Source organism: Streptosporangium sp. NPDC003464 (assembly GCF_053588315.1).
In genome coordinates this window covers 1-12101 of record NZ_JBSFPS010000002.1, presented here as the reverse complement: position 1 = coordinate 12101, position 12101 = coordinate 1, and the positions used below count along the sequence as shown (strand labels likewise).

The 12101-nt window shown below is 72.2% G+C and carries 11 protein-coding genes; 5 read left to right on the top strand and 6 right to left on the bottom strand.

The annotated features are described in order from the left end of the window. Positions 1 to 5 precede the first annotated feature (5 nt). Positions 6 to 1019, bottom strand: coding sequence for a LacI family DNA-binding transcriptional regulator (locus ACWDS7_RS00590; protein ID WP_451927467.1), 1014 nt, complete (start codon positions 1017 to 1019; stop codon positions 6 to 8). 264 nt (positions 1020 to 1283) lie between these two features. On the opposite strand from ACWDS7_RS00590, the gene ACWDS7_RS00585 reads away from it, so the two are divergent. Continuing rightward, complete coding sequence (locus ACWDS7_RS00585) at positions 1284 to 2654, top strand: glycoside hydrolase family 5 protein (RefSeq protein ID WP_451927466.1); 1371 nt, start codon at positions 1284 to 1286, stop codon at positions 2652 to 2654. Between the two features lie 132 nt (positions 2655 to 2786). Here the strand turns inward: ACWDS7_RS00585 and ACWDS7_RS00580 are convergent, their stop codons facing one another. After that, positions 2787 to 3584, bottom strand: a complete 798-nt coding sequence (locus tag ACWDS7_RS00580; protein WP_306867382.1) for an SDR family NAD(P)-dependent oxidoreductase — start codon at positions 3582 to 3584, stop codon at positions 2787 to 2789. Next, positions 3581 to 4570 carry an AurF N-oxygenase family protein gene (locus tag ACWDS7_RS00575; protein WP_306867385.1) on the bottom strand — a complete coding sequence of 330 codons (990 nt, stop codon included), beginning with the start codon at positions 4568 to 4570 and terminating at the stop codon, positions 3581 to 3583. The genes ACWDS7_RS00580 and ACWDS7_RS00575 overlap by 4 nt, the downstream gene beginning before the upstream one ends. 206 nt (positions 4571 to 4776) lie before the next feature. Between ACWDS7_RS00575 and ACWDS7_RS00570 the strand changes: the two genes are divergently transcribed. Then, complete coding sequence (locus ACWDS7_RS00570) at positions 4777 to 5700, top strand: DMT family transporter (RefSeq protein WP_451927465.1); 924 nt, start codon at positions 4777 to 4779, stop codon at positions 5698 to 5700. On the opposite strand, the gene ACWDS7_RS00565 is transcribed toward ACWDS7_RS00570, so the two are convergent. Both ACWDS7_RS00565 and ACWDS7_RS00560 read right to left on the bottom strand, forming a co-directional pair. Further along, on the bottom strand, positions 5657 to 6259 hold the full coding sequence (locus ACWDS7_RS00565; RefSeq protein WP_306867391.1) for a TetR/AcrR family transcriptional regulator: 603 nt from the start codon (positions 6257 to 6259) through the stop codon (positions 5657 to 5659). The two genes, ACWDS7_RS00570 and ACWDS7_RS00565, sit on opposite strands and share 44 nt — an antisense overlap. 9 nt (positions 6260 to 6268) lie before the next feature. After that, entirely contained in the window at positions 6269 to 7615 is a 1347-nt protein-coding gene (locus ACWDS7_RS00560) for a sensor histidine kinase (protein WP_451927464.1), read from the bottom strand. Positions 7616 to 7787: 172 nt separating this feature from the next. Between ACWDS7_RS00560 and ACWDS7_RS00555 the strand changes: the two genes are divergently transcribed. Genes ACWDS7_RS00555 through ACWDS7_RS00545 form a run of 3 tightly spaced genes read left to right on the top strand, consistent with a single transcriptional unit; the run spans position 7788 to position 11517 of the window. After that, on the top strand, positions 7788 to 9044 hold the full coding sequence (locus ACWDS7_RS00555; RefSeq protein ID WP_451927463.1) for an acyl-CoA dehydrogenase family protein: 1257 nt from the start codon (positions 7788 to 7790) through the stop codon (positions 9042 to 9044). Further along, entirely contained in the window at positions 9041 to 10021 is a 981-nt protein-coding gene (locus ACWDS7_RS00550) for an acyl-CoA dehydrogenase family protein (protein ID WP_451927462.1), read from the top strand. Before ACWDS7_RS00555 ends, ACWDS7_RS00550 begins: the two co-directional genes overlap by 4 nt. A 17-nt stretch (positions 10022 to 10038) precedes the next feature. Next, positions 10039 to 11517, top strand: a complete 1479-nt coding sequence (locus tag ACWDS7_RS00545) for an AMP-binding protein (RefSeq protein ID WP_451927461.1) — start codon at positions 10039 to 10041, stop codon at positions 11515 to 11517. Positions 11518 to 11541: 24 nt separating this feature from the next. Here the strand turns inward: ACWDS7_RS00545 and ACWDS7_RS00540 are convergent, their stop codons facing one another. After that, positions 11542 to 12045: an enolase C-terminal domain-like protein gene (locus ACWDS7_RS00540; RefSeq protein WP_451927522.1), complete on the bottom strand. Its 504-nt coding sequence runs from the start codon at positions 12043 to 12045 to the stop codon at positions 11542 to 11544. Positions 12046 to 12101: the final 56 nt, after the last annotated feature.

Sequence of the window (12101 nt, the reverse complement as noted above, 5' to 3'; positions counted from 1 at the left end):
GGCGGTCAGGGGTGGGGCGGTGCCGTGCTTTCGCGGACGACGAGCTCGGTGGCGAGTTCGACGCGCCGGGCCTGGGAGTGGTCGCCCCGGCCGAGGGCCAGGACCATGCGGGTGGCCAGGGCGGCCATGTCCTGCAGCGGCTGGCGGACGGTCGTCAGGGGCGGCCAGGCGGAGCGGGCCAGCGGGAGGTCGTCGAAGCCGACCACGCTGAGGTCCTCCGGGACGCGCAGGCCACGCTGGCGGGCGGCCTCGAAGACGCCGAACGCCTGCAGGTCGCTGCCGGCGAAGATGGCGGTGGGCGGGTCGGCGAGGGACAGCAGCCCGTGGCCGTGGTCGTGGCCGGAGTCGACGAGGAAGTCGCCGTTGCGGATCAGCTCGGGGGCCACCGCGACGCCCGCGGTCTCCAGCGCCGCCCGGTAGCCGTCGATCCTGGCCCGGCTGCACAGCATGTCGGCCGGGCCGGCGATGATCCCGATCCTGCGGTGCCCGAGCTCCAGGAGGTGGCGGGTGGCGGCCAGCCCGCCGTTCCAGTTGGTGGCGCCGACCGAGGCGACGTGGGCGGCGGGCTCCCCCTCCGGGTCGACGACGACGAACGGCATGGAGCGGGCGTTGAGCTGGCCCTGCAGCCCGGCCGAGAGCCGCGACGCCACGATCACCACTCCGTCGGTGCGGCGGGCCGCGATGCGCTCCAGCCAGTCGCGGCCGGGCCCGGCGTGCGTGTGGAGCACGGAGATCACGATGCTGGCGTCGGCCTCGCGGGCGGCGGTCTCGGCGCCCCGGACGATCTCCATCGCCCACGGGCTCTCGATCTCGGCGAAGACCAGGTCGACCAGCCCCACCGGTCCGTCGCTCTGGCTGACGCGCCGCTGGTAGCCGTGCTTGTGGAGCAGGCGCTCCACCCGCTGGCGGGTGCCCGGGGCGACCTCGGGCCGGCCGTTGATGACCTTGGACACAGTGGGGACCGAGACCCCGGCCTCTTCGGCTATCAGAGCGATGGTCACCCGCCTATTCGCTGGCATGCGGAGGAGTATAGCCGAAAACTTTCGGAACATTTCCCACCCCTCCTGGCTGCAGACCAGAAGTGCGGCCAAGGCTCTATTGACGTGTTATGCGCATTTTATTTATCCTCCGGATGCGAAATATTCGGTGTAGCTTCGAAAGTTTCAGCGAACCGCCTCCGGCGCCTGCCCGGCCGCCGGAGACAGCCCGCCGGGCCCACCGGTGGCCTCGGCGCATCGGACGGCTCCGGCGGAATCCGGTGGCTCCGGCAAAAAGGAGAACTGATGACCCTGCGCGTCTCCGGATCCCGTCTCGTCGACTCGGAGGGCGCCGCGGTACGGCTGCGCGGCGTGGGCCTCGGGGGCTGGATGAACATGGAGAACTTCATCACCGGCTACCCGGCCAACGAGTCGGAGATGCGGCGCTCGGTCCGCGAGGCGCTGGGCGAGGAGCGGGCCGAGCTGTTCTTCGACCGGCTGCTGACCTCCTTCTTCGGCGCCGAGGACGCGGCGCTGCTGGCCTCGGTGGGCGTCAACTGCGTGCGCATCCCGGTGAACTACCGGCACTTCGAGTCCGACGAGCGGCCGTTCGAGATCATCGAACCCGGCTTCCGTCACCTCGACCGCGTCGTCGGCCTGCTCGCCGGGCACGGCATCTACAGCGTGCTCGACCTGCACGCGCTGCCGGGGGCGCAGAACCAGCACTGGCACTCCGACAACCCCACCCACGTCGCCTCGTTCTGGCGGCACCGGCACTTCCAGGACCGGGCCGTGCACCTGTGGGAGGCGATCGCCGACCGCTACCGGGACCAGCCGTGGGTGGCGGGCTACAACCCGGTCAACGAGCCCGGCGATCCCACGGGCAAGGTGATCGGGCCGTTCTACGACAGGCTGGTCAAGGCGGTGCGGGCGGTCGATCCGGACCACGTGCTCTTCCTGGACGGCAACACCTACTCCACCGACTTCTCGGTCTTCCGAGAGGTCTATGAGAACACCGTCTTCGTCTGCCACGACTACGCCCTGGCCGGTTTCGCGCACGGCGGCCCCTATCCCGGATACACCCGGGGGGAGTGGGTGGACCACGCCGAGCTGGAGCGGGCCTTCGAGCGGCGCACGACCTTCCAGCGGGAGACGGGCACGCCGGTGTGGGTGGGCGAGTTCGGCCCGGTCTACACCGGCGACCCCGCCGTCGACGCGCAGCGCTACCAGATCCTCTCCGACCAGCTCGGCATCTACGACGCCCACGGGGCGGGCTGGTCGCTGTGGACCTACAAGGACGTCGGGCTGCAGGGCCTGGTGCGCGCGGCCGGGCCGTACCTGGAGCGGTTCGGGCCGTTCATCGAGAAGAAGGCGCGGCTCGGCGCCGACCGGTGGGGCTCCACGATGGAGGAGTCGGCCGATCTGCTGGCGCCGCTGCACGCGCTCGTGGCCACCGAGTTCCCCGGCTGGGACCCCTACCCGTGGGGCGCCCGCTACCAGACCGACGACCTGATCCGGCACGTCCTCATCGCCCAGGCGCTGCTGCCCGAGTACGCCGGGCTGTTCCGCGGCCTCGGCGACGAGGAGGTGCTGGCCCTGGCCGACTCCTTCGCCCTGGCGCGGTGCGTCCGCCGCGAGCCGCTGATCGAGCTGCTCACCGCCAACCTCGCCGGGTGACCCCGGTCCCGGCCCCGGCCCGCCGGCCGCGCGGCGAGCGCGCCGGTCCCGGCCCCGGTCCCGCCCCGCAACCGGCCTCGCAACCGGCCCCCGCCCTGCGGGCCGGTCCCGGCCCCGTCGCCGGGCGGCCCGTCAGCCGCCGCCCAGACGCCGGACGGCGAGCGCGGCGGCGCGGACGGCGAGCACGGGCGAGAGCCGCGTGCCGCGCCAGGCCATCCGCCCCGACGCCGGGGCCACGATGAGCGCCCGGTCGCGTGCCAGGCCCCTCATGACGTCGACGGCCAGCGAGTCGGCCGAGTAGAGCCGGCCCTGGGTCCTGACCGCCGACCGCCGGGCCCCCGCCCCGGTCGCGGTCTGCGGCAGGCCGGGGTTGGCGTGGTCGAGCAGCGGGGTGTCGGTGAAGCCCGGGCAGACCACGCTCACCCGCACGCCGTGCGCCGCCGCCTCGGCCCGCAGCGCGAGCGACAGCCCGACCACCGCGTGCTTGGTCGCCGTGTAGGGGGCCATCAGCGGGGCGGGGACCAGGCCGGCCAGGGACGCGGTGTTCACGATGTGGCCGTGGCCCTGCCGGATCATGACCGGATAGGCGGCGTGGACGCCGTGGACCACGCCGCGCAGGTTCACGTCGATGGTGCGGTCCCAGTGGTCGAGGGTGAGCTCGTCGGTGGTGCCGCCGACCGCGATCCCGGCGTTGTTGAACATGAAGTCCAGCCGGCCCCGCTCGGCCCTGACGGCCGTCACCAGGTCCTGGACGGCCTGCGGGTCGGTGACGTCCAGCGCCGCGCCCACGCCGCCGCACTCCTTGGCGACCCGCTCGGCCCCGGCGCCGTCCAGGTCCGCGACCACGACGTGCGCGCCGCGCCGGCCGAGCTCGCGGCAGAGGGCCCGGCCGATGCCGGAGGCCCCGCCCGTCACGATCGCCGTTCTCATCGGGCCCTCTCCCGGGCCGGCGCCGCCCAGATGCCCATCGCCTTCCAGACCCCGCGCTGGACGGGGTTCGTCATGCCCAGCTCGGCGCAGAGCTCCCGGGTCTTGGCCACCGAGTCGCGGATCTGCCCGGCCGTCTCGGGGCTGTCGGTGTAGACCTCCTTGACGACGTGCTCGGGGATCCGGAACCGCCTGATCATCGACCCGGGGGGCGACAGCATGATCCGGGCCATGACGCCCAGGACGACGGGCGAGACGATCCCCAGCGTGAAGCGGCGGTAGCGGGGCATCCGCGGGACCCGGCGGCGCAGGTAGTGCCGGGCGAAGGAGATGTGCCGGGCCTCCTCCGCGATGTGGATCCGCATGATGGTCTCCTCCAGGGGGTGCCGGATCTGGCCCTCCCGGAGGGTCTTGCGCTGCACGTGGTCGATCGGGTCCTCGCCGCCGAGCACGAAGATGAAGAACAGCTCGGTGGAGATCAGCGGGATCCAGGGGGTGATCTGGGCCAGCAGGCTCAGCGGGCCCGGCATGCCCCTGATCGGAAGCCCCGTGCGGTTGACGAACTCCTGGAACATCATCCCGTGATGTCCCTCTTCGATGGTCTCGTGGTAGACGTAGCGGAACTCGGGGGAGCCGTTCGGCAGCCGGTAGGCGTAGTTCAGCAGGCCGCGCTTGAGCAGGTTCTCGAACTGCAGGCCGATCTTCATGGCGGTCGCCACCCGCCACAGGCCGATCCTGGCGCGGACCTCGGGCGGCTGCGCCCGGTACCAGGGGTGCCCGCCGAGCCTGTCGACCCCGGGCAGCTCCCAGCGAGGGTCGTCCTGGCGGACGAGGAAGTCCTCGTCGTCCCAGGGGATGTCGGCGTAGGGCTCCCAGTGCTTGTCGACCGAGGCCTTGGACAGGCGCTCGATGACGGCCTCGTAGGCGCGCCTCTCCGTGACGGTCTGGTCGTTCTCTCTGTCCGCGGTGGTGTTCGGAGCGGGTGTCATCGCTGCACTCCCATCGGGTGTCCTGCCGCGTAATTGTACGAAGCATCTAATAGCGGCGGAAGTCCCCGATAGGGTGTGAGCTCCCTCACGCCGGTGTGGCGTCCTTAACTCAGCGTTGTATTCGGACCAACTCAGCGTTGTATTCGGACCACTCCCGATCCTCGCCGTGACCTTCCGGTAGCTCCCGGTGATGCGATCCTTCCGGTATGACAGCGGTGTTCGCCTCTCGACCCCTCCTGGGAGCCATACTTCTGTTGTCCGTCAGCGCGGCCTGGGGGTCGGCCTTCCCGCTGATGAAAGACCTCATCGTCCGGATGCCGGTGGCCGACCTGCTCGCCGAGCGGTACGGCATCGCCGCGCTCGTCCTGGTCGCGGCCCGTCCGGGCTGCCTGCGGGGACTGCCGGACGGCACCTGGCTGACCGGCGCCCTGCTCGGCCTGCTGTTCGGCGTGGGCCAGACCGCCCAGGCCGTCGCGCTGCACGACCTGCCGTCATCGGTGTCGGGCTTCGCCGTCGGCTCCTACGTGGTGATCACCCCGGTCCTCGGGCTGGTCCTGCTCGGCACCAGGATCCAGGGGCGCACCTGGGTCGCGGTGGCGCTCGCGCTGGCCGCGATGACGGTCTTCACCCTGCTGCGGGAGGCCGGAGGCGCCGCCGTCTCCCCGCCCGCCCTGGCCGTCACCCTGCTGTCGGCGGTCCTGTACTCGGCGCACACGCTGGTGCTGGGAAGCTCCGCCAGGGCACGGCGCGACGCCTACGCGGTCGCGGTGATCCAGCTCGGCACCATCGCGCTCATGACGGGCGTCCTGGCGGTGCCGGACGGCCTCACCCTGCCCCGGACGCCGGGCGACTGGTTGATCCTCGGCCACCTGTCGGTCGTGGCCTGCGCGCTGGGCTTCCTGGCCCGCTCCTACGGCCAGCTCCACGTCCCGCCGGTGCCCGCCGCCGTGCTCCTGTCGGCCCAGCCGCTCTGGGTGACCGCCCTGGCCGTCGTGCTGTACGGCGAGCCGCTCACCTGGAGCGTCTTCCTCGGCGGAGGGCTGATCGCGCTGGCCATGCTCTTGGTCGTGCTGCCCGGCGGGCTGCTCAGGACAGCGCGTCGACGGACAGGCCCAGCTCCGCCGCGGTAGCCGTACGGACGAGCTGGGCCATGCGGGCCCGGGGCAGCACACGCTTGTGCACGGTCACCTGGGTGGACAGGCCGTCGACGAGCGAGATGATCCGCCAGGTCGAACCGTCGGGGTCGGCGCAGGTGAAGGCCCCAGCCGCGGCGCCCTCGTCGATGATCGCGCGCAGCGCCTGCTTCCAGCGCAGGTCGATCCTGCGGGACATCTCCTCCAGGTCGGGATTGCGTATCGACTCGGCCCAGGCGTCGATCCACAGCGTCCACGACTTGGACCTGCCGCTGGGGGAGTAGAGCCTGAGCAGTCCGCGCAGCCGCTCCAGCGGGGAGCCGCCCGACTCCTCCAGCTTGGTGAGCGCCTCCAGGTCGCGCTCCGCCGCATAGGCGAAGGCCTGGGCGAACAGCTTCTCCTTGGTCTCGAAGTGGTAGAACAGCAGCGCCTGGCTGACCCCGGCGGCCTGCGCGATGTCGGCGGTCCGGGTGTGCCCGAACCCCTGGGCCGCTATGACATCGCAGGCGGTCCGGAGTAGATCGTCACGGCGTAGTCGCCCAAATCCCCGTGCCACAGGGGAACCCTAGCGGTTCAGGGGGATACGCAAGACGAAACGTGCGCCTTGCGGGCTGTCTTCGAGCGTCAGCTGTCCGCCGTGCGCCTGGGCGATCTCCCTGGCGATGGCCAGCCCCAGCCCGGTGCCCCCGGCGTCCCTGTTGCGCGAGGCGTCCAGCCGGGTGAACCGGTGGAAGACCACCTCCCGGTGCTCGGGGGCGATGCCGGCGCCGTCGTCGACCACTTCGACGACGGCCGTGCCGTCCTGCTCCGTCGCGCTCACCGAGACCCACGAGGCGGCGTGCCGCTCGGCGTTGTCCAGCAGGTTCGTCAGCAGCCGCGCCAGCCGGAGCCGGTCGCCCGACACGACGAGGCCGGGCTTCAGCTCCCGGACCACCGTGACGCCGCGCTTGCGGCGGTCCAGCTCGTCGCCGCACAGCTCGCCCAGGTCGACCGGCTCCCTGTCGGAGGGCGTGCCGGCGTCGATCCTGGCGAGCATCAGCAGGTCGGAGGCGAGAGCCTGGAGCCGGTCGAGACTGGCGAGCATCGCGGTGGCCTTCGCGGTCCAGTCGGTGTCGTCGGGATAGAGCAGCGCCTCCTCCACCTGGGCGCGCATGGCGGTGAGCGGGCTGCGCAGGTCGTGGGAGGCGTCGGAGACGAACCGGCGCTGCCGTTCCACCGCGGCCTCCAGGCGGTCGAGAGTCTGGTTGATCGTCTCGGCCAGCTGCCTGATCTCGTCATGCGCCTCGGGCACCGGGACCCGCCGGCCGAGGTCGGTCGCGGTGATCTCCGCCAGCCGCTTCCTGATGTCGTTCACCGGGTGCAGCGCCCTGGTCACCATGTGGTAAGCGCCGAGCCCGGCCAGCGCCACGAGCAGCAGGGAGGAGCCGACGAGCGCGGCGAACACGCCGGGGTGGACGTACCAGGGGGTCACGTCGTCGACGGAGTAGATGAGCCAGTCGCCCTCCCGCCGGTGGATGCGGAGGGCCACGACGACCATGCACCTGTCGGGGAACTGAGGGATGTCGCAGAGCTGCCGGTCGGCCCGCACCTTCCCGTCGGGGGGAGCGAAGTCCGCTATCGGGGGGGCGCCGGCCAGGCCTGGGGACGAGGCGACGACCTCACCCTCCGGGTTCAGGACCTGGACGCCCTCGGCGTTCCCCACCGGCAGGGCGGCGGGCCGCGCGCTCCCGCTCCGGGCGAGGTTGACGACCTCCAGGGCGGATCCGGCCACCTCGTTGGTCCGGGAGAACTCCGCCATGTCGTAGAGGGCGAGCGTCAGGACGGTGGTGACCAGGATGCCGCACAGGACGGTGACGGTGACGGCGATGAGTGTCAGCCGCGCCCGCACGGAGTAGCCGTTCCGTGTGATCACGCCAATCTCTCCCCCCGGAGATCAGACGATCACATGGATGAATTAATTACCGATTCCTGGTGCTTCATGGCCAAGAAAGGGCAAATATCCCCCCCGCCTTCCGCTGCAGAGCATTGCTCTGTACTGCTGATCCGGCGCTGGTTAGAGTAAGTGAGCGCTGATTGGAGCGGACATGAACCTTGCGGACGCGGACGCTGCGGGCACGGACCCGGCGAACACCGATCTTGAGGACGCCGGCCCCGAGGACGCCGGCCTCGCGGACTACCGCCGGCGGGCCAGGAGCTGGCTGGCGGCCAACGCCCCGGAGGCCGGGGCCGGGGGCGCTCCCGGCGCCGACGGGGTCGCCGCGGCGAAGACCTTCATGGCCGGCCTCCACGACGCGGGCTATTCGGGGATCTCCTGGCCCGCGGAGTGGGGCGGGCAGGGGCTGAGCCAGGCGGAGGAGCGGGTCTTCGCCGAGGAGGCGAGAGACTTCGCGCTGCCGACCTACCTGTTCTCCATCGGACTGGGCATGTGCGGGCCGACCCTGCTCGACCTCGGCACCCCCGAGCAGAAGGCCCGCCACATCCGGCCGCTGCTGCGCGGGGAGGAGATCTGGTGCCAGCTGTTCTCCGAGCCCGGCGCGGGCAGCGACGTCGCCGCCCTGCAGACCCGGGCGACGGAGACCGAGGACGGCTGGGTGGTCAGCGGCCAGAAGGTCTGGACCTCGGTGGCCCAGCACGCCTCCCACGGCCTGCTGCTCACCCGCACCGACGTGGACGTGCCCAAGCACCGGGGCCTGACGATGTTCATCGTGGACATGCGGGCCCCCGGCGTCACCGTCCGGCCGCTGCGGGACATGACCGGCCGCGCCCACTTCAACGAGATCTTCTTCGACGACGTACGCATTCCCGCCGAGAACCTGGTCGGCCAGGTCAACGACGGCTGGAGCTGCGCGGTCACGACCCTCCTGCACGAGCGCCTGTCGATCTCCGGCGGTGTCGGCATGAGCGGCCAGAAGGACAACCCGGCCGCCTTCGAGGCGCTGCGCCGGACCGCCGACACCGGCGACCCCCTCGTGCGGGACCAGCTCGTCGAGCTCTACATCCGCTCCCGCGCGCTCGCCCTGTTCAACCAGCGGCTCGCCCAGGAGACCAAGGCGGGCGTCTTCCCCGGCGCCCGGGGCAGCGCGGCCAAGCTGCTCCTGGCCGAGCTCAGCATGTTCCAGGCCGACCTGGCCACCTCGCTGGCCGGCCCGGAGGCCGTGGCCTACGAGGACGACGGCCGGCTGGCCGGATCGATCGCGCTCGCCCCCGCGCTGTCCCTCGGCGGCGGCACCAACGAGATCATGCGCAACATCATCGGCGACCGGGTGCTGAACCTGCCGCCCGAGCCGCGGGTGGACAAAAATGTGCCGTTCAAGGACCTGAAGACGGGAACCCAGCAGTGAAACTCGTCCTCACCGAGGAGCAGCGGGAGCTGCGCGACACGGTCCGCTCCTTCCTCGCCGCCGCCTCGCCCCTGTCCGAGGTCCGCCGGGCCGCCGACTCGGAGACCGGTTACGACCCGGCCGTCTACCGGCGTCTCAACGGCGAGCTCGGGCTCGCCGGCCTCATCGTCCCGCAGGAGCACGGCGGGGCCGGCGCGGGATACGCCGAGCTCGCCGTCGTCCTGGAGGAGACCGGCGCGGCGCTGCTGCCCGGCCCGTTCCTGGCCACCACCCTCGCTGCGATCCTGCTGACCGAGCTGGAGGACAAGGAGACGCTGCCCGGCATCGCCGCCGGGACCACGGTCGCGACCGTGGCACTCGACGGCGACCGGGCGCTCAACGGCGCGGAGGCCGAGGTGGTCCTCGCGGTGGACGGCACGCGGGTCCGGGCCGTCCGGGGCGGCGCCCGCACCCCGCTGACCGTCCTGGACCCGACGCGCAGGCAGGCGCGGGTGGACCTGCGGGAGGGCGAGGCCGTCTCCGCCCCGGAGGCGGCGCTGGCCAGGGCCCGCGACCTGTTCGCGGTGGCGGTGGCCGCCGAGCAGCTCGGCGTGCTGCGGGCCTCGCTGGAGGCGATCGTGGCCTACGCCAAGGTCCGGGTGGCCTTCGGCCGGTTCATCGGCTCCTACCAGGGGGTCAAGCACAGGCTCGCCGACATGCACTGCAAGCTGGAGCAGGCCGACTCGATCGTCCGGCACGCCGCCTGGGCGGCCGACGAGGCCCCCGGCGAGCTGCCTCTGGCCGCCGCGCTCGCCCAGGCCCACGTGGGCCGGGCCTGCTTCGAGGTGGCCCGCGACAGCCTGCTGCTGCACGGCGGGATCGGTTTCACCTGGGAGCACGACGCGCACCTCTACTACAAGCGGGCCAAGGCCGACGAGGTGCTCCTCGGCCCGCCGCGGATCCACCGGGCACGTCTGGCCGATCTGCTGGAGCTCTGAGCCCGAGGAGGGACCCCATGCCCGACATCAGCACGCTCCCCGGCTTCTACCGGATCGCGCAGGCCGACCCGGACCGCCGGGCGGTGATCGACACTGACGGCGCGGTGACGACCTACGGCGAGCTGCTCGCCCGGGTCAACCAGGTCTCGCACGGGCTGCGGGCCCGGGGGCTCGCCGAGGGGGACGTGGTCGCCGGCGTGCTGCCCAACGGCCTCGACGCGGTGGTCATGCTGATGGCCACCGGCCAGGTCGGACTGTACTACGTGCCGGTCAACTGGCACCTGACGGACACCGAGATCGCCTACATCCTGGCCGACTGCGACGCCGAGATCGTGGTCGCCGGCCCGGCCCGCCCCGTGGAAGGGGCGCTCACCGGCACCGCCGACCTGGCCGAGGGGCAGCCGGTGACCGCCCCCGAGGGCAGATCGGCGGGCGCGGTCATGTGGTACACCTCGGGCACCACCGGGTTCCCCAAGGGCGTGCAGCGGCCGCTGCCCGGCACCGAGCCGGAGGCGACGGTCCCGCTCGTCACCTGGTTCCTCGGCGAGGTCTGCGACCTGCGGCCGGGCGACGGGATCCACCTGGTGACCTCGCCGATGTACCACTCCGCGCCCTGCGCCCACACGATGTTCGCGCTGCACCTGGGCCACACCCTGGTGATCGCGCCCAGGTTCGAGCCGGCCGGGATCCTCGAACTGATCGACCGGTACCGGGTGACCAACGCGATGATGGTCCCGACGATGTTCCACCGGATGCTCCGGCTGCCGGCGGAGGTCCGCCGCGCCTATGACGTGTCGTCGCTCCGGCAGGTGGTCCACACCGCCGCGGCCTGCCCGGTGGCGGTCAAGAAGCAGATCATGGACTGGTGGGGCCCGGTCCTGTACGAGTACTACGGCTCCACCGAGTCGACCATCGCCTTCTCCGTCAAGCCGCACGACTGGCTGGAGCGCCCCGGCACGGTCGGCCGCCCGGCGCCGGGCTTCGAGGCCCGGATCCTCGGCCCGGAGGGCGAGGAACTCCCGGCCGGCGAGCCCGGCATGGTCTACGTCAAGTCGGGGCTCGGCGGCTTCGCCTACCGCAAGGACCCGGCCAAGACCGCCGCCAGCATGCGGGGGGAGTGGTACGCCCCCGGGGACATCGGGTTCATGGACAAGGACGGCTTCCTGTTCCTGTGCGACCGCCGTACCGACCTGATCGTCTCGGGCGGGGTGAACATCTACCCCGCCGAGATCGAGGCGGCGCTGCTGGAGCACCCGGGGGTCGCCGACGTCGCGGTGATCGGCGTGCCCGACGAGGAATGGGGCCACACCGTCGTCGCGCTCGTCCAGCCGGCGCCCGGCGCCCCGCCCTCCCCGCAGGAGCTGCTGGAGCACCTCGGCCCGCGCATCGCCCGGTTCAAGCACCCCCGGGTGATCGAGTTCCGTGAGGAGCTGCCCCGCACCCCCACCGGGAAGCTCTCCCGGACCAGGGTCCGGGAGGAGTATCTGTCCCGCTAGCGGCCGGGCCGTCCGGCGCCGCCACTAGGTGGTGATCCACTCGGTGGAGGTGGTGACCTCCTCCAGGATGTCCTGGACGGGGTCGACGCCGATGCCGGGGCCGGTCGGGACGTCCAGGTGGCCGTCGCGGAGCTCGAACGGCGGTGTGATGTCGGTGGCGAAGTAACGGCGCGAGGCGGAGGTGTCGCCGGGCAGGGTGAAGCCGGGCAGCGCGGCCAGGGCGACGTTGGCGGCGCGGCCGACGCCGGTCTCCAGCATGCCCCCGCACCACAGGGCGACGCCGTGGGCGCGGGCCAGGTCGTGGATCCGGCGGGCCTCCAGATAGCCGCCGATCCGGCCGGGCTTGACGTTGATGATCGAGCAGGCGCCCAGGGCGATGGCGGCGGCGGCGTGGGCGGCCGACTCGATGGACTCGTCGAGGCAGATCGGGGTCTTCAGCCGCTCGGCGAGCCGGGCGTGCTGGACCATGTCGTCGTTGGCCAGCGGCTGCTCGATGAGCAGCAGGCCGAAGTCGTCGAGCTTGGCCAGGTGGGGGGGCGCCGCTTCTGGGACGGAGCGCTCTCATCGGCCCGGTGGTCTTTCGG

Excerpts from the sequence above, each read along its gene's own strand:
- ACWDS7_RS00545 (WP_451927461.1), top strand. The coding sequence starts at position 10,039 with ATGCCCGACATCAGCACGCTCCCCGGCTTCTACCGGATCGCGCAGGCC.
- ACWDS7_RS00555 (WP_451927463.1), top strand. The coding sequence starts at position 7,788 with ATGAACCTTGCGGACGCGGACGCTGCGGGCACGGACCCGGCGAACACC.
- ACWDS7_RS00580 (WP_306867382.1), bottom strand. The coding sequence starts at position 3,584 with ATGAGAACGGCGATCGTGACGGGCGGGGCCTCCGGCATCGGCCGGGCC.
- ACWDS7_RS00570 (WP_451927465.1), top strand. The coding sequence starts at position 4,777 with ATGACAGCGGTGTTCGCCTCTCGACCCCTCCTGGGAGCCATACTTCTG.
- ACWDS7_RS00585 (WP_451927466.1), top strand. The coding sequence starts at position 1,284 with ATGACCCTGCGCGTCTCCGGATCCCGTCTCGTCGACTCGGAGGGCGCC.
- ACWDS7_RS00575 (WP_306867385.1), bottom strand. The coding sequence starts at position 4,570 with ATGACACCCGCTCCGAACACCACCGCGGACAGAGAGAACGACCAGACC.
- ACWDS7_RS00590 (WP_451927467.1), bottom strand. The coding sequence starts at position 1,019 with ATGCCAGCGAATAGGCGGGTGACCATCGCTCTGATAGCCGAAGAGGCC.